Origin of the sequence: Streptomyces rubiginosohelvolus (assembly GCF_014649875.1) — a bacterium.
Lineage (GTDB): Bacteria > Actinomycetota > Actinomycetes > Streptomycetales > Streptomycetaceae > Streptomyces > Streptomyces rubiginosohelvolus.
On sequence record NZ_BMTW01000010.1, the window covers coordinates 1 to 15,307 of the forward strand.

Sequence of the window (15,307 nt, forward strand, 5' to 3'; positions counted from 1 at the left end):
AGGTCACCGTTGGCGGTGCGTGCGATCAGGTCGGCATGCCGGTCGCCGTTGAGGTCGCCCGCGCCGACGATGGTGAGCCCCTTCCAGCTGGTGCCGATCTTGCCGGTGCGGGTGAAGCCGCCGGTGGTGGTGCCTGCGTAGAGGTAGAGGTCGCCGGTGGCGGTTTCGCGGGCGATGAGGTCGGGGCGGCCGTCGGCGGTGAAGTCGCCGGAGTAGGTCAGGCCGTCGAAGGGCTTCCAGCCACTGCCGATCTTTGCCGAGGCGGCCTGGGGAGTCACGGGAGTGCCCCGCCGCGGGCTGTACCGGTACAGATCGCCCGCCGCGTTCGTGACCAGGGTGTCGTTCGCCCCGTCGCCGTCGAGGTCGCCGAAGGGGATCAGCGTGGAGGTGGTGGGCCAGGTGCCGCCGTCGGCCGTGAGGGACACCTTGCCCGCCGCGTTGCCCTCGTAGACGACCAGCGACCCGTTCGTCCCCCGCGCGTAGAGGTCCGGGAACCCGTCGTCACCGACGTAGTCCCGGCGTGCGGCGGGGCCTGCGGGCTTGGCGGCCCCGGTGGCCGCCGTCCATACCTGGTCGATCCGGTAGTAGTCGCTCGTCATTCCGAGCTCCTTGTTCCACACGGCGACGGCGCGGCCGTCGGCACCGGCGGCGACGAAGCCCTCCGTGTGCGGGTCGACCCGACCCACGTCGACCGGCTTGCGCCAGATGCCGTCCGAGCGCACCAGCGACCGCAGGTCGCCGTCCAGCGTCATCAACATGACGACGAGGGTGCCGTCCCGGCCGATGTCGGGGGTCCAGGCCCTGAAGAGGTCGCCCGGCTCGACCAGGGTGCGGGTCTGCGACCAGGTGCCGTTCACCGCCCGGGTCGCTGTCAGGATGCGCTTGCTCTCGAACTCCCAGAGAGCCGTCACCCGGCCGTCCGCTTCGAGCCGCGGGGCCACGGCGGTCTGGTGGTCCTCGACGCCGGGGATGCGCTCGGTCGGGCTCCAGGCCGTGCTGCCGGCAGGGCGGTGGACGAAGGAGCGGGGGGTGGACAGGCTCCACCAGCTGATCAGAGCCGAGCCGTCGGCCGCGGCCTGCACATCGAGATCGATCGGGCTGGACGACCCGTTCGTGATGACCGCGGGAGCGCTCCACCCGGTCGAGCCCGCGGCACGGGTCGCCGCCCGCAGCGCCTGGTGTCCCGATACGTCCGCCTGCCAGGCGACGGTCACCGCTCCGTCGCCTGCCGCTGCCGCCCGGAGCTCGTAGACGGACCCGTCGCTGATCTGTACCGCCTCCGACCAGGCGCCTCCCCGATTCGCCAGGTCGGACGCGAACACACCCTCGTCGCTCTCGTCCTCCCCGGGGGTCGGGTTGCCGTTCCAGACCGCGGTGAGGTGGCCGTCGGGCCCGCTCACCAGCATGAGGTCGTTGGCGAACGGGGCGGACGTGATCGGCGCGGGCTCCGTCCAGGTGCCGGCGCCCGGCAACAGCGTCGAGGTGCTGTGCGAGTCGAACCGCTCCGTGGTGAAGCGGTCCCAGGAGACGGTGGCGGAACCGTCCCGGCTGGTGACCAGGTGCACCTCGCTCACGCGCTGCTGCCCGGTGGCTATGCGCACCGGGGCGCTCCACGCCGTGGCGTCGGCCGCACGGGTCGCGCCCCACAGCTCCTGCGGGTCATCGCCCGTGCCGCTCGTCCATACCGTGACGGCGGTGCCATCCGTCGTGACCTTCACGCCCGCGCTCGTGTTGGCGCCGCGCTCGTCGGTCAGTGCGGCGGGCTTCCCCCAAGCCCGCTCGGCGGCGACGGCCGCCGAAGCCCCCAGGACGAGGGTCGTGGCGGCGCCCGCACCCACGACGCCGAGCGTCAAGGTGAGCGTGGGTGCGAGAGCCATGCCGATGATCTTGGTTCCACGCATGTGGATCCCCCCAGTTATGCGGATGCAAACGGACTGAATCTACAGGCTGGAACGATCGTTCCCCCACTTGTTTTCCGACGTCGGGCCGCCCGAACGGCGTAACCGCCAAGCAATGCGTGTGACGTACGTCTTGGCGCCGCCCACTGGGCGCGACCGGCCCTGCAGCCGTAAAATGAGACGCTATGCAGCGCTACACATAAGTAGCCGTTACTCGGTGGTTTCGTTCCCCCTGCCGCCGGGCAAGAGCCGTAAGCACCGCAGGCAACGACGCCTGCTCTCTGCGACTCCCCGGGCGCCGATCGTTCCGACAGCGACCCACCCCCTGGTCAGCCGGTCACCTCTGGTCACCCAGTCACTTCCGGTCACCATGGTGTCCGTATGTTGGAACAAGCCTTCCGCTTCTTGAGAAGCGCCCCATCATGTAACCTGCACGAAATTTCGCAGAGGGCCAACGTCGTCCCTCGGCACCGCAAATGCCACGACGACGACGGGAGAGCCGATGCGTATCGACGCCTGGTCGCCCATGGACGGTCGCCCCGCCCAGCAGGGGATGTACGACCCCCGTAACGAGCACGACGCCTGTGGCGTCGGGTTCGTGGCCACTCTGACCGGTGTGGCCAGCCATGAGCTGGTCGAGCAGGCGCTGACCGTACTGCGCAACCTCGAACACCGCGGCGCCACCGGCTCCGAGCCCGACTCCGGCGACGGCGCCGGCATCCTCTGTCAGGTCCCGGACGCCTTCCTGCGCGCCGAGACCCCCTTCGAGCTTCCCGAGGCCGGCTCGTATGCCGTGGGCATCGCCTTCCTCCCCGCCGACGACTCCGCCGAGGCCGTCCGCACGATCGAGAAGATCGCGACCCAGGAGGGCCTGAAGGTCCTCGGCTGGCGCGACGTCCCGGTCACCCCCGAACTTCTCGGCAACGGCGCCCGCGCCACCATGCCCACCTTCCGCCAAGTCTTCGTCGCCGACGGCGAGAGCACCGGCATCGTCCTGGACCGCAAGGCGTTCGTCCTGCGCAAGCGTGCCGAGCGTGAGGCCGGGGTGTACTTCCCCTCGCTCTCCGCCCGCACCCTCGTCTACAAGGGCATGCTCACCACCGGGCAGCTGGAGCCGTTCTTCCCGGACCTCTCCGACCGCCGCTTCGCCTCCACGGTCGCCCTGGTCCACTCCCGGTTCTCCACCAACACCTTCCCGAGCTGGCCGCTGGCCCACCCGTACCGCTTCGTCGCGCACAACGGCGAGATCAACACGGTCAAGGGCAACCGCAACTGGATGAAGGCCCGCGAGTCCCAGCTCGCCTCCAGCCTCTTCGGCCAGGCGCAGCTCGACCGGATCTTCCCCGTCTGCACCCCGGACGCCTCCGACTCCGCGTCCTTCGACGAGGTCCTGGAGCTGCTCCACCTCGGCGGCCGCTCGCTGCCGCACGCCGTGCTGATGATGGTCCCCGAGGCGTGGGAGAACCACGACTCGATGGACCCGGCCCGGCGCGCCTTCTACCAGTACCACTCCGCGATGATGGAGCCCTGGGACGGCCCGGCCTGCGTCACCTTCACCGACGGCGTCCAGGTCGGCGCGGTCCTCGACCGCAACGGTCTGCGCCCCGGCCGCTACTGGGTCACCGACGACGGCCTCGTCGTCCTCTCCTCCGAGGTCGGCGTCCTCGACATCGACCCGGCCAAGGTCGTCCGCAAGGGCCGCCTCCAGCCCGGCCGGATGTTCCTCGTCGACACCGCCGAGCACCGCATCATCGAGGACGACGAGATCAAGGCGTCCCTCGCCGCCGAGCAGCCCTACCAGGAGTGGCTGGAGACCGGCGAGATCGAGCTGAGCGACCTGCCCGAGCGTGAGCACATCGTGCACACCCACGCCTCGGTCACCCGCCGCCAGCAGACCTTCGGCTACACCGAGGAAGAGCTCCGCGTCATCCTCGCGCCGATGGCCCGCACCGCCGGTGAGCCGCTCGGCTCCATGGGCACCGACTCGCCGATCGCCGCGCTCTCCGAGCGCCCGCGGCTGCTCTTCGACTACTTCACCCAGCTCTTCGCCCAGGTCACCAACCCGCCGCTGGACGCCATCCGCGAGGAGCTCGTCACCTCGCTGCGCTCCTCGCTCGGCCCCCAGGGCAACATCCTGGAGCCGACCGCCGCCGCGGCCCGCAGCGTCACGCTGCCCTTCCCGGTGATCGACAACGACGAGCTCGCCAAGCTGATACACATCAACGCCGACGGCGACATGCCGGGCATGCGGGCCGCCACCCTCTCCGGTCTCTACCGGGTCAGCGGCGGCGGCGACGCGCTCGCCGCGCGGCTGGAGCAGATCTGCACCGAGGTCGACGCCGCCATAGAGGACGGCGCCCGCCTCATCGTCCTCTCCGACCGGCACTCCGACGCCGAGCTCGCACCGATCCCCTCGCTGCTGCTCACCTCCGCCGTCCACCACCACCTCATCCGCACCAAGCAGCGCACCCAGGTGGGCCTGCTGGTCGAGGCCGGGGACGTCCGCGAGGTCCACCACGTCGCACTGCTCATCGGCTACGGCGCCGCCGCGGTCAACCCGTACCTCGCCATGGAGTCCGTCGAGGACCTGGTCCGCGCCGGGACGTTCATCGAGAACATCGAGGCCGAGCAGGCCATCCGGAACCTGATCTACGCGCTCGGCAAGGGCGTCCTGAAGGTCATGTCCAAGATGGGCATCTCCACCGTCGCCTCCTACCGCGGCGCCCAGGTCTTCGAGGCCGTCGGCCTCGACGAGGAGTTCGTCGCCACGTACTTCAACGGCACCGCCACCAAGATCGGCGGCGCCGGCCTGAACGTCATCGCCAAGGAGGTCGCCGCCCGGCACACCAAGGCGTACCCCGCCTCCGGCATCGCGGCCTCCCACCGCGCGCTGGAGATCGGCGGCGAGTACCAGTGGCGGCGCGAGGGCGAACCGCACCTGTTCGACCCGGAGACGGTCTTCCGCCTCCAGCACGCCACCCGCAACCGGCGCTACGACATCTTCAAGCAGTACACGGACCGGGTGAACGAGCAGTCCGAGCGCCTCATGACGCTCCGCGGCCTCTTCGGCTTCACCTCCGGCCGGGCCCCGATCTCCATCGACGAGGTCGAGCCCGCCTCCGAGATCGTCAAGCGCTTCTCCACCGGCGCCATGTCGTACGGCTCCATCTCCCGCGAGGCCCACGAGACCCTCGCCATCGCGATGAACCAGCTCGGCGGCAAGTCCAACACCGGCGAGGGCGGCGAGGACCCGGACCGCCTGTACGACCCGGAGCGCCGCTCCTCCATCAAGCAGGTCGCCTCCGGCCGCTTCGGTGTGACCAGCGAATACCTGGTCAACGCGGACGACATCCAGATCAAGATGGCCCAGGGCGCCAAGCCCGGCGAGGGCGGCCAGCTGCCCGGCCACAAGGTCTACCCGTGGGTCGCGAAGACGCGTCACTCGACGCCCGGCGTCGGCCTCATCTCGCCGCCGCCGCACCACGACATCTACTCCATCGAAGACCTCGCGCAGCTGATCCACGACCTCAAGAACGCCAACCCGGTCGCGCGCATCCACGTGAAGCTCGTGTCCGAGGTCGGCGTCGGCACGGTCGCCGCCGGTGTCTCCAAGGCCCACGCGGACGTCGTCCTCATCTCCGGCCACGACGGCGGAACGGGCGCCTCCCCGCTCACCTCGCTCAAGCACGCGGGCGGCCCCTGGGAGCTCGGCCTCGCCGAGACCCAGCAGACCCTGCTGCTCAACGGCCTGCGCGACCGCATCGTCGTGCAGACCGACGGCCAGCTCAAGACCGGCCGCGACGTCGTCATCGCCGCGCTCCTCGGCGCCGAGGAGTTCGGTTTCGCGACCGCACCGCTCGTCGTCTCCGGCTGCGTCATGATGCGCGTCTGCCACCTGGACACCTGCCCGGTCGGCATCGCCACCCAGAACCCGGTGCTCCGCGACCGGTTCTCCGGCAAGGCCGAGTACGTCGTCAACTTCTTCGAGTTCATCGCCGAAGAGGTCCGCGAACTCCTCGCCGAGCTGGGCTTCCGCTCCATCGAGGAGGCCGTCGGCCACGCCGAACTCCTCGACACCGACCGGGCCGTCTCCCACTGGAAGGCGCAGGGCCTCGACCTCGCTCCGCTCTTCTACGTCCCCGAGCTGCCCGAGGGCGCGGTCCGCCACCGCATCGTCGAGCAGGACCACGGTCTGACGAAGGCGCTCGACAACCAGCTCATCAAGCTGGCCGCCGACGCGCTGGGCGCCGAGAGCCCCGAGGCCGCCCGCCCGGTCCGCGCCCAGGTCGCGATCCGCAACATCAACCGGACCGTCGGCACGATGCTCGGCCACGAGGTGACCAAGAAGTTCGGCGGCCCGGGCCTGCCCGAGGACACCATCGACATCACCTTCACCGGCTCGGCCGGCCAGTCCTTCGGCGCGTTCGTGCCGCGCGGCATCACCCTGCGCCTGGAGGGCGACGCCAACGACTACGTCGGCAAGGGCCTCTCCGGCGGCCGCGTCATCGTCCGCCCGGACCGGGGCGCCGACCACCTCGCCGAGTACTCCACCATCGCCGGCAACACCATCGGCTACGGCGCGACCGGCGGCGAGATCTTCCTCCGCGGCCGCACCGGCGAACGCTTCTGCGTCCGCAACTCCGGCGCCCTCGTCGTCTCCGAAGGCGTCGGCGACCACGGCTGCGAGTACATGACCGGCGGCCACGCCGTCGTCCTCGGCGAGACCGGCCGCAACTTCGCCGCCGGTATGTCGGGCGGTGTCGCGTACGTCATCGACCTGAACCGCGACAACGTCAACGTCGGCAACCTCGGCGCGGTCGAGGAGCTGGACGACACCGACAAGCAGTGGCTGCACGACGTCGTGCGCCGCCACCAGGAGGAGACCGGCTCCACCGTCGCCGAGAAGCTCCTCGCCGAGTGGGACACCGCCGTGACTCGCTTCAGCAAGATCATCCCGTCCACGTACAAGGCAGTGCTCGCCGCCAAGGACGCCGCTGAGCTCGCCGGTCTCTCCGAACAGGAGACCACCGAGAAGATGATGGAGGCGGCGACCCATGGCTGACCCCAAGGGCTTCCTGACCACCGGACGCGAGGTCGCCCAGACCCGCCCCGTGGCCGAGCGCGTCAAGGACTGGAACGAGGTCTACGTTCCGGGCTCGCTGCTCCCGATCATCAGCAAGCAGGCCGGCCGCTGCATGGACTGCGGCATCCCGTTCTGCCACAACGGCTGTCCGCTCGGAAACCTCATCCCCGAGTGGAACGACTACGCCTACCGCGAGGACTGGACGGCCGCGTCCGAGCGGCTGCACGCCACGAACAACTTCCCGGAGTTCACCGGGCGGCTGTGCCCGGCCCCCTGCGAGTCGGCGTGCGTGCTCGGCATCAACCAGCCCGCCGTGACCATCAAGAACGTCGAGGTCTCCATCATCGACAAGGCGTGGGACAGCGGCGACGTCACCCCGCAGCCGCCCGAGCGCCTCTCCGGCAAGACCGTCGCGGTCATCGGCTCGGGCCCGGCGGGACTCGCCGCCGCCCAGCAGCTGACCCGGGCCGGCCACACCGTCGTCGTCTACGAGCGCGCGGACCGCATCGGGGGCCTGCTGCGCTACGGCATCCCCGAGTTCAAGATGGAGAAGTCGCACATCAACCGCCGCATCGAGCAGATGCGCCTGGAGGGCACCAAGTTCCGGACGGGGGTGGAGATCGGCCAGGACATCGACGCCGCCAAGCTCCGTCGCCGCTACGACGCGGTCGTCATCGCGGCTGGTGCCACCGTCTCCCGCGACCTGCCGGTCCCCGGCCGTGAGCTGAACGGTGTCCACTTCGCGATGGAGTACCTGCCGCTCGCCAACAAGGTGCAGGAGGGCGACCTCACCGTTCCCCCGATCACCGCCGAGGGCAAGCACGTCGTCGTCATCGGCGGCGGCGACACCGGCGCCGACTGCGTCGGCACCGCCCACCGCCAGGGTGCGGCCTCCGTCACCCAGCTGGAGATCATGCCGAAGCCGGGCGAGGAGCGGAACCCGGGTCAGCCGTGGCCGACCTTCCCGATGCTCTACAAGGTCACCTCCGCGCACGAGGAGGGCGGCGAGCGGGTCTACTCCGTCTCCACCACCCACTTCGAGGGCGACGAGGACGGAAACGTCGCGGCCCTCCACCTGGTCGAGGTCGAGTTCAAGGACGGTAAGCTGGAGCAGAAGCCCGGCACGGAGCGGCGCATCCCCGCGCAGCTCGTCACGCTCGCCATGGGTTTCACCGGAACCGACCAGTCCAACGGTCTGGTCCAGCAGTTCGGCCTGGAGCTCGACCAGCGCGGCAACGTCGCCCGCGACGAGAGCTACGCGACCAACGTCGACGGCGTCTTCGTCGCCGGTGACGCGGGACGCGGCCAGTCGCTGATCGTCTGGGCGATCGCCGAGGGCCGCTCCGCCGCCCGCGGAGTCGACCGCTTCCTGACCGGGACCAGCGCCCTGCACGCGCCGATCCGCCCGACGGACCGGTCCCTGCTGGTCTGAGCACCACCCGGGTTCCCCCTGGGCCACGCGGCCCGGGGGCACCCCCTTGATACGTCCCGTACAACGGCGTACGGAACTGAACGCGGCGCCTGCCTGTCCCCGACCGGACTCAGCGGGCGCCGTGGCGCGTCCGGGGTCAGCTCCTCAGCCGTGGCGCGTCCGGGTCAGCTCCTTCAGCCGTCCCGGACGCCTCAGCCGGTTCAGCCCGTCAGCGCCGAGGTCTGCACCGCCACCGCCACGGCGAACAGCCCCAGCAGCACCGCCCCGCCCGCGAGCTGGAGGGCCCCGGTCCGCAGCTTCGCCGGTGCGTAGGCCAGCCCGTACGTCACCAGCGCCCCGGTCAGCAGCCCGCCCAGGTGCCCCTGCCATGAGGTGAACAGCGCCGAGAGCACCATCCAGATCAGGAACCCGGCCATGAACCGGTTCACGGCCGCCATGTCATGGCCGAGCCGCCGGTGGATGACCCAGTACGCGGCGGCCAGACCGAAGACCGCACCGGAGGCGCCGACGGTGGAGGTGTCCGGGGCCAGCAGATACACCAGCACCGAACCGCCCACCGCCGACAGCAGATACAGCGCCAGATAGCGGGCCCGGCCGAGCTGCCCCTCCACCGCCCGGCCGATGTTCCACAGCGCGAACATGTTGAACAGCAGGTGCATCACGCCGAACGAGGCGTCCGGCGGCAGGTGCAGGAACGCCCCGGTCACCAGCCGGTACCACTCGCCGTCCGCGATGCCCGTCAGCTCGTACCCCGGGAAGGTGTCGCCCCGGTAGTAGTACTGCTCGCCGTCCGGCCCGGTGAGCGCCGCCCCCAGCACCGCGAACCGGTCCACGATCTCCGGCCGGACCACCTCGCCGAGGTAGGCCAGCACGTTGAGCGCGATCAGGACGTACGTCACCACCGGCGCCGTCGCCCGGGACACCGCACCGCCGAAGACCGTACGGGGCCGCCGCACCGAACGCTTCCCCTCCTTCACGCACTCCACGCACTGGTGGCCGACGGAGGCCTCCCGCATGCAGTCCGGGCAGATGTAGCGGTCGCAACGGGTGCAGCGGACATACGCCTCGGTGGACGGATGGCGGTAACACGTGGTGGCGGCGGCCTCCATGGCCGGCTCCTTCACTGGGGGTGGGCAACGGGGCCGGTGGGGGCGGCGGCGATCAAGATAGCGAACCCGGGTGACGGGCCGTGTGCCCGGGGGCCGGGGGTGGCCTAGGCTCGAACTCCGCGGAACGCGGAACGCCGAGTGGGGGGGGAGCCGTCATGCACGGTGTGGACACGGCCGTGGGCAGGAGCGGCCCGGCCATCAGCCTGACCAAGGTCCAGGAGACGGCTCCGGCCCTGGTCAGCCTGTACAAGAGCGCCGGGGTCTCGCTGGAGAAGCACGGACTGGGAGGCCACCGCGCGGCCGTCTACCTCGTCATCGACTACTCCGGCTCGATGAAGCCCTATTACCAGGACGGCAGCGTCCAGGCGCTGGCCGACCGGGTCCTGGGCCTGTCCGCCAACCTCGATGACGACGGCACGGTCCCCGTCGTCTTCTTCTCCACCGACGTCGACGCGGTCACCGACATCGCCCTCGACAACCACCACGGCCGGATCGACAAGATCGCGGCGGGCCTCGGGCACATGGGGAAGACGAGCTACCACCTGGCGATGGACGCCGTCATCGACCACTACCTCGACAGCGGCTCCACCGCGCCCGCCCTGGTCGTCTTCCAGACGGACGGCGGGCCGATCAACAAGCTCGCCGCCGAACGCTACCTCTGCAAGGCCGCGAAGCTGCCCCTGTTCTGGCAGTTCGTCGGCTTCGGCAACACCCGCAGCAGTCAGTTCGACTTCCTGCGCAAGCTCGACGAACTGGCCGTCCCCGCCAAGCGGCCCGTCGACAACGCCGGGTACTTCCACGCGGGGCTCGACCCCCGGAAGGTCCCGGACTCCGAGCTGTACGACCGGCTCGTCGCCGAGTTCCCGCTCTGGCTGGCCGCCGCCCGCGAGCAGGGGATCGTCCGGTGACCGTACGGATCCTGCGCGCCGCCGATCTGACCCCCGCCCCCTGGAAGAACGGCGGCGGCCTCACCCGGGAGATCGCCACCGGCCCCGAGGGCGCGGGGGCCGACGCCTTCGACTGGCGCGTCAGCCTCGCGGACGTCACCGCCGACGGGCCGTTCTCCGCCTTCCCCGGGGTGGACCGCATCCTCACCGTGGTCGAGGGCGCGGGCATGGACCTCGTCGTCGGCGGTGAGCACCACATCGTGGACGAGCCCCTGTGGCCGCACGGCTTCCCCGGCGACCTGCCCACCGAGGGCTTCCTGCTGGGCGGCCCGGTCGTCAATCTCAACGTCATGTACCGCAGGGCCCGTACGCGGGCGGAGACCGCCGTCGTCTGCGGCACGGTCCGCCTGCTGCCGCCGGAGGGCGGCGCGGTGCTCGCCGTCTCCCTGGACGACGGCGCGGAGCTGGAGGGTGGCGGGGCCGGCGGTGTCCGGCTGGACCGCTACGACGCGGTGCTGGCGGCCGGGGAGTCGCCCGGGGTGCTGCGGACGATGGGCCAGGCGGTGCTGATCACCTTCTCGGGCGGGTGAGGATCCGCGAAGAGCCGGGGAAATCGGACAGAAGGTGTCGGGTATCCCGTGTTCCATGGCGCCCATGACGTCTTCTGCACCCCTCTCCTGGGGCGGCTTCGCCACCGCCGAACCCGACTTCGCCGACACCGTCCAGCGCCGCTTCCGCCTCTACAAGCACCATGTCCTCGCCACTCTGCGGAAGGACGGCTCGCCCCGGGTCACCGGCCTGGAGGCCGACTTCCGCTTCGGTGAAATGCTGCTCGGCATGATGCCGGACTCGCTGAAGGCCCTGGACCTGCGCCGCGACCCGCGCTTCGCGCTCCACGCCAACCCGGGCCCGGACGCCGAGATGAACGACGGCGACGTCCGGGTCAGCGGCCGGGCCGTGGAGATCACCGACCCGGAGGTGATCGCCCGCTTCATCGAGGAGGCCACCCCGCCCGAGCCCTTCCACCTCTTCCGGGCGGAACTGACCGAGGTGGTCCGTATCGGGCTCGACAACGACGAACTGGTCATCCAGTCCTGGCGGCCGGGGCAGCCGCTGCGCACCGTGCGCCGGAAGTGACCACGTGCCCTGCGGCCGGGCGGACCCGGCCGCAGGGGCCGCTCACCCCGCCAGCACCCGGGCCCGGCACGCGGACGGCGTCCCCCAGGCGTCCCGCAGCGGCCGGGCCCGGCGCAGCCACCACGCCAGGTCCAGCTCCTCGGTGTAGCCGATCGCGCCGTGCAGTTGCAGGGCGGTGCGGGCCGCCGCGTACCCCGCCTCGCCCGCCGCCACCTTCGCCGCCGCGACCGCCGCCCCGGCCCCGGGCGACCCCTCGGCCGATCCCGTTCCTGCCCCGGTCCGGGAGACCTCCGAGGCGAGCTCCACCGCCGCCCCGTACAGCAGCGGGCGGGCGAACTCCAGGCCGAGCAGGGTGTCCGCCAGGCGGTGCTTGACCGCCTGGAAGGAGCCGACGGGCACGCCGAACTGGGTGCGCTGCTTCACGTACGCCACCGTCGCCCGCAGCAACTCCTCCCCGCAGCCGAGCGCCAGGGCCGCCGTGGCGAAGGCGGCCGTGTCGCCCGCCGCCCGTGCCGCTGCCCGTATCGCCGGGCCCTTGGCGACCGGGGCGCCGCCCGGCTCGGGCCGGAACAGGCGGCGCGCCGGGTCGGCCGACGCCGACGGCTCTCCGGGGCCCGGGGCGAGCCGCAGTTCGTCGCCGGTCACCGTGAACACCGCGTCCGCCGCGTCCGCGTCCGGGGCGTACGGCCCGTACCCCTCCAGGGTCAGCGACACCACCGCCGCCCCCGACGCGATCCCCGGCAGCCACTCCTCGGCCACCGGCCCGCCCGCCCCGGCCAGCAGCACCCCGGCCGCCAGGGTCTCCGCCACCGGTCCTGGCACCGCGTGCCGACCCAGCTCGACGCAGGCGACGGCCGCCTCCACGGGCAGCGGCCCGACACCCCCGTACGCCTCCGGGACCGCGAGCGCGAACACCCCCGCGTCCGCGAGCCGCCCCCACAGGGCCCGCCCCGGACCGTGGTCCCCGGCCGCCCACGCCCGCAGGACCGCCGGGGTGTCCGCCGCCGTCAGCAGCGCGTCCAGGGACCGTCCGAACTCCCGCTGCTCGTCGGTGAGTAGAAAACGCATCAGCGCCGCCCCTTCGGCAGGCCGAGCAGGCGCTCGGCGATGATGTCGCGCTGGATCTCGTTCGTCCCGGCGTAGACCGGCCCGGCGAGCGCGAAGACGTACCCCTCCGCCCAGGGTGTGTCCGCGACTTCCGCGTCCGGGCCCAGCAGGTCGAGCGCCGTCTCGTGCAGCGCGATGTCGTAGCTCGACCAGAAAACCTTGTTCAGGCTGGACTCCGGCCCGAGCGCCGCGCCCGCCGCGAACCGTGACGCCGAGGCGGCCGTGAACAGCTGGTACGCCCGCGCCCCGATCGCCGCGTCCGCCACCCGGTCCCGCAACGCCGTGTCCGCCGGGTCGCCCGCCCGGTGCCACAGCTCGCGCAGCCGGTCGGCGGCGGCCAGGAAACGGCCGGGGGAGCGGAGCGTGAGCCCGCGCTCGTCGCCGGTCGCCGACATCGCGATGCGCCAGCCCTGCCCCGGCTCCCCGATGACGTCCTCGTCCGGTACGAAGACCTCGTCGAGGAAGATCTCGGCGAAGGCCGGTTTCCCGTCCAGCCGCCCGATCGGACGGACCGTCACCCCGGGGTCCCGCAGCCCGAACATCAGATACGTCAGCCCCTGGTGCGGCTTCGCGGCCCCCGGGTCCGTACGGAAGATCCCGAACGCCCGGTCCGCGAACGCCGCCCGGGACGACCACGTCTTCTGCCCCGACAGCAGCCAGCCGCCCTCCGTCCGCACCGCCCTCGACCGCAGCGCCGCCAGATCCGACCCGGCCTCCGGCTCCGACCACGCCTGCGCCCAGATCACCTCGCCGCTCGCCATCGGCCCCAGCACCCGGGCCCGCTGCCCGGCCGTGCCGTGGGCGAGGAGCGTCGGGGCGAGGAGGCTGACCCCGTTCTGCGAGACCCGGCCCGGCGCGCCCGCCGCCCAGTACTCCTCCTCGAACGCCAGCCAGCCGAAGAGATCCGCGCCCCGGCCCCCGTACTCCTCGGGCCAGGAGACCGCCGACCACCGGCCGGAGTGCAGCAGCGCCTCCCACTCCCGGTGCGCGGCGAACCCCTCCCCGGTCTCCAGGGAGGGCAGCGGGCGGGCCGGTACGTGCTCCCGCAGCCAGGCCCGGGCCTCGGTCCGCAGCGCCTCGGTCCGTGCTGTCTGCTCCAGATCCATCGGGTCCGCCTTCCGTGAGGCCGTTCCCTAACAAGTGTTTGGTAGGTTAACGTACGGCTCACGCACCGTCGAGGAGTCATGAGACGTCAGGGGGATGGGCCGATGAGCGCACCGCCGTACCTGCCGGGACACGGACTGCTGACCGGCCGCACCGCCGTCGTCACCGCCGCCGCCGGAGCCGGGATCGGCGGGGCGACCGCCCGTCGCTTCCTGGAGGAGGGCGCCCGCGTCCTCGTCAGCGACGCCCACGCCCGGCGGCTGAAGGAGAGCGCCCACGCCCTCGCCGACGCCTTCGGCGCCGACCGCGTCACCGCCCTGACCTGCGACGTCACCGACGAGAACCAGGTGGCCGCCCTTTTCGCCCACGCCGAGCGCACCCACGGCGGCCTCGACATCGTCGTCAACAACGCCGGACTCGGCGGCACCGCCGAACTCACCGAGATGACCGACGACCAGTGGACGAAGATCCTCGACGTCACCCTGAACGGCACCTTCCGCTGCACCCGCGCCGCCCTCCGCTCCCTCAAGGCCGCCGGGCGGGGCGGCGTCGTCGTCAACAACGCCTCCGTCGTCGGCTGGCGCGCCCAGCGCGGCCAGGCCCACTACGCCGCCGCCAAGGCCGGCGTCATGGCCCTCACCCGCTGCGCCGCCGTCGAGGCCGCCGACTACGGCGTACGCGTCAACGCCGTCGCCCCCAGCCTCGCCATGCACCCCCACCTGGCCAAGGTCACCTCCGCCGAACTCCTCGCCGAACTCACCGGGAAGGAGGCCTTCGGCCGATACGCAGAGCCCTGGGAGGTCGCCAACGTCATCGTCTTCCTCGCCAGCGGCTACTCCTCGTACATGACCGGCGAGGTCGTCCCCGTCAGCAGCCAGCATGCGTGAACACACAGGCCGTGGAAGGACAATGGCCGGGTGTCTACCAAGAAGAAGCCCCAGGTGACCCCCACGCCGGAGCGACGCCGGGAACTGCTCGCCACCGCCGCCGAGGTCTTCGCCGCCCAGGGATACAACGCCACCACCGTGCGCCGCATCGCCGACGAGGCCGGGATGCTCGCGGGCAGCCTCTACTACCACTTCGATTCCAAGGAATCGATGCTCGACGAGATCCTCTCCACCTTCCTCGACGAGCTCTGGCAGGGCTACGACGAGGTCCTGGCGGCCGGCCTCGGCCCCCGCGAGACCATCGAGGCCCTGGTCACCGAGTCCTTCCGGGAGATCGACCGGCACCGCCCCGCCGTCGCGATCTACCAGAAGGAGGCCAAGCACCTCGCCACCCAGCCGCGCTTCGCCTATCTCGCCGACTCGCAGACCAAGTTCGAGAAGGCCTGGCTCGGCACCCTGGAACGCGGCGTCACCGAAGGCGTCTTCCGCGACGACCTCGACGTCCGCCTCACCTACCGCTTCGTCCGCGACACCGTCTGGGTCGCCGCCTCCTGGTACCGGCCCGGCGGACACCACAGCCCCGAGGAGATCGCCCGCCAGTACCTCTCGATGGTCCTGGACGGCATCGCCCTGCGCACCTAGCCGTACGTCCCTCCTGCCTGC

The 15,307-nt window shown here is 71.6% G+C and carries 11 protein-coding genes; 7 read left to right on the forward strand and 4 right to left on the reverse strand.

Features of this window, described 5'->3' with window-relative positions; genetic code table 11:
- On the reverse strand, nucleotides 1-1,877 hold a 1,877-nt coding region (locus IE134_RS21825; protein ID WP_189431456.1), incomplete at its 3' end, for an FG-GAP repeat domain-containing protein.
- Nucleotides 1,878-2,400: 523 nt separating this feature from the next.
- Here IE134_RS21825 and gltB point away from each other — a divergent pair.
- Complete coding sequence (gene gltB / locus IE134_RS21830; protein WP_030722956.1) at nucleotides 2,401-6,960, forward strand: glutamate synthase large subunit; 4,560 nt, start codon at nucleotides 2,401-2,403, stop codon at nucleotides 6,958-6,960.
- The gene (locus IE134_RS21835; protein ID WP_030722959.1) at nucleotides 6,953-8,413 is read left to right on the forward strand and encodes a glutamate synthase subunit beta; all 1,461 of its coding nucleotides are present in this window, start codon (nucleotides 6,953-6,955) and stop codon (nucleotides 8,411-8,413) included. Before gltB ends, IE134_RS21835 begins: the two co-directional genes overlap by 8 nt.
- A gap of 200 nt (nucleotides 8,414-8,613) precedes the next feature.
- On the opposite strand, the gene IE134_RS21840 is transcribed toward IE134_RS21835, so the two are convergent.
- The gene (locus IE134_RS21840; RefSeq protein ID WP_189431460.1) at nucleotides 8,614-9,522 is read right to left on the reverse strand and encodes a rhomboid family intramembrane serine protease; all 909 of its coding nucleotides are present in this window, start codon (nucleotides 9,520-9,522) and stop codon (nucleotides 8,614-8,616) included.
- A gap of 155 nt (nucleotides 9,523-9,677) precedes the next feature.
- Here IE134_RS21840 and IE134_RS21845 point away from each other — a divergent pair, with 155 nt between their 5' ends.
- From IE134_RS21845 to IE134_RS21855, 3 genes are read left to right on the forward strand one after another with little or no spacing between them, the layout of a single operon-like run.
- Nucleotides 9,678-10,430, forward strand: a complete 753-nt coding sequence (locus IE134_RS21845; RefSeq protein WP_030722963.1) for a vWA domain-containing protein — start codon at nucleotides 9,678-9,680, stop codon at nucleotides 10,428-10,430.
- Nucleotides 10,427-10,999 (forward strand): HutD/Ves family protein, encoded by a 573-nt coding sequence (locus IE134_RS21850; RefSeq protein ID WP_030722968.1) that lies wholly within the window; start codon nucleotides 10,427-10,429, stop codon nucleotides 10,997-10,999. Before IE134_RS21845 ends, IE134_RS21850 begins: the two co-directional genes overlap by 4 nt.
- 55 nt (nucleotides 11,000-11,054) lie before the next feature.
- On the forward strand, nucleotides 11,055-11,546 hold the full coding sequence (locus IE134_RS21855; RefSeq protein ID WP_030722971.1) for a pyridoxamine 5'-phosphate oxidase family protein: 492 nt from the start codon (nucleotides 11,055-11,057) through the stop codon (nucleotides 11,544-11,546).
- A 42-nt stretch (nucleotides 11,547-11,588) separates the two neighbouring features.
- Here IE134_RS21855 and IE134_RS21860 read toward each other — a convergent pair whose 3' ends face one another.
- Nucleotides 11,589-12,614 (reverse strand): acyl-CoA dehydrogenase family protein, encoded by a 1,026-nt coding sequence (locus IE134_RS21860; RefSeq protein WP_189431462.1) that lies wholly within the window; start codon nucleotides 12,612-12,614, stop codon nucleotides 11,589-11,591.
- The gene (locus IE134_RS21865; protein ID WP_189431464.1) at nucleotides 12,614-13,759 is read right to left on the reverse strand and encodes an acyl-CoA dehydrogenase family protein; all 1,146 of its coding nucleotides are present in this window, start codon (nucleotides 13,757-13,759) and stop codon (nucleotides 12,614-12,616) included. The genes IE134_RS21860 and IE134_RS21865 overlap by 1 nt, the downstream gene beginning before the upstream one ends.
- Nucleotides 13,760-13,861: 102 nt before the next feature.
- Here IE134_RS21865 and IE134_RS21870 point away from each other — a divergent pair, with 102 nt between their 5' ends.
- Nucleotides 13,862-14,644, forward strand: a complete 783-nt coding sequence (locus tag IE134_RS21870) for an SDR family oxidoreductase (protein WP_098019480.1) — start codon at nucleotides 13,862-13,864, stop codon at nucleotides 14,642-14,644.
- A gap of 30 nt (nucleotides 14,645-14,674) precedes the next feature.
- Nucleotides 14,675-15,286 carry a TetR/AcrR family transcriptional regulator gene (locus IE134_RS21875; protein WP_030722984.1) on the forward strand — a complete coding sequence of 204 codons (612 nt, stop codon included), beginning with the start codon at nucleotides 14,675-14,677 and terminating at the stop codon, nucleotides 15,284-15,286.
- Nucleotides 15,287-15,307 lie beyond the last annotated feature (21 nt).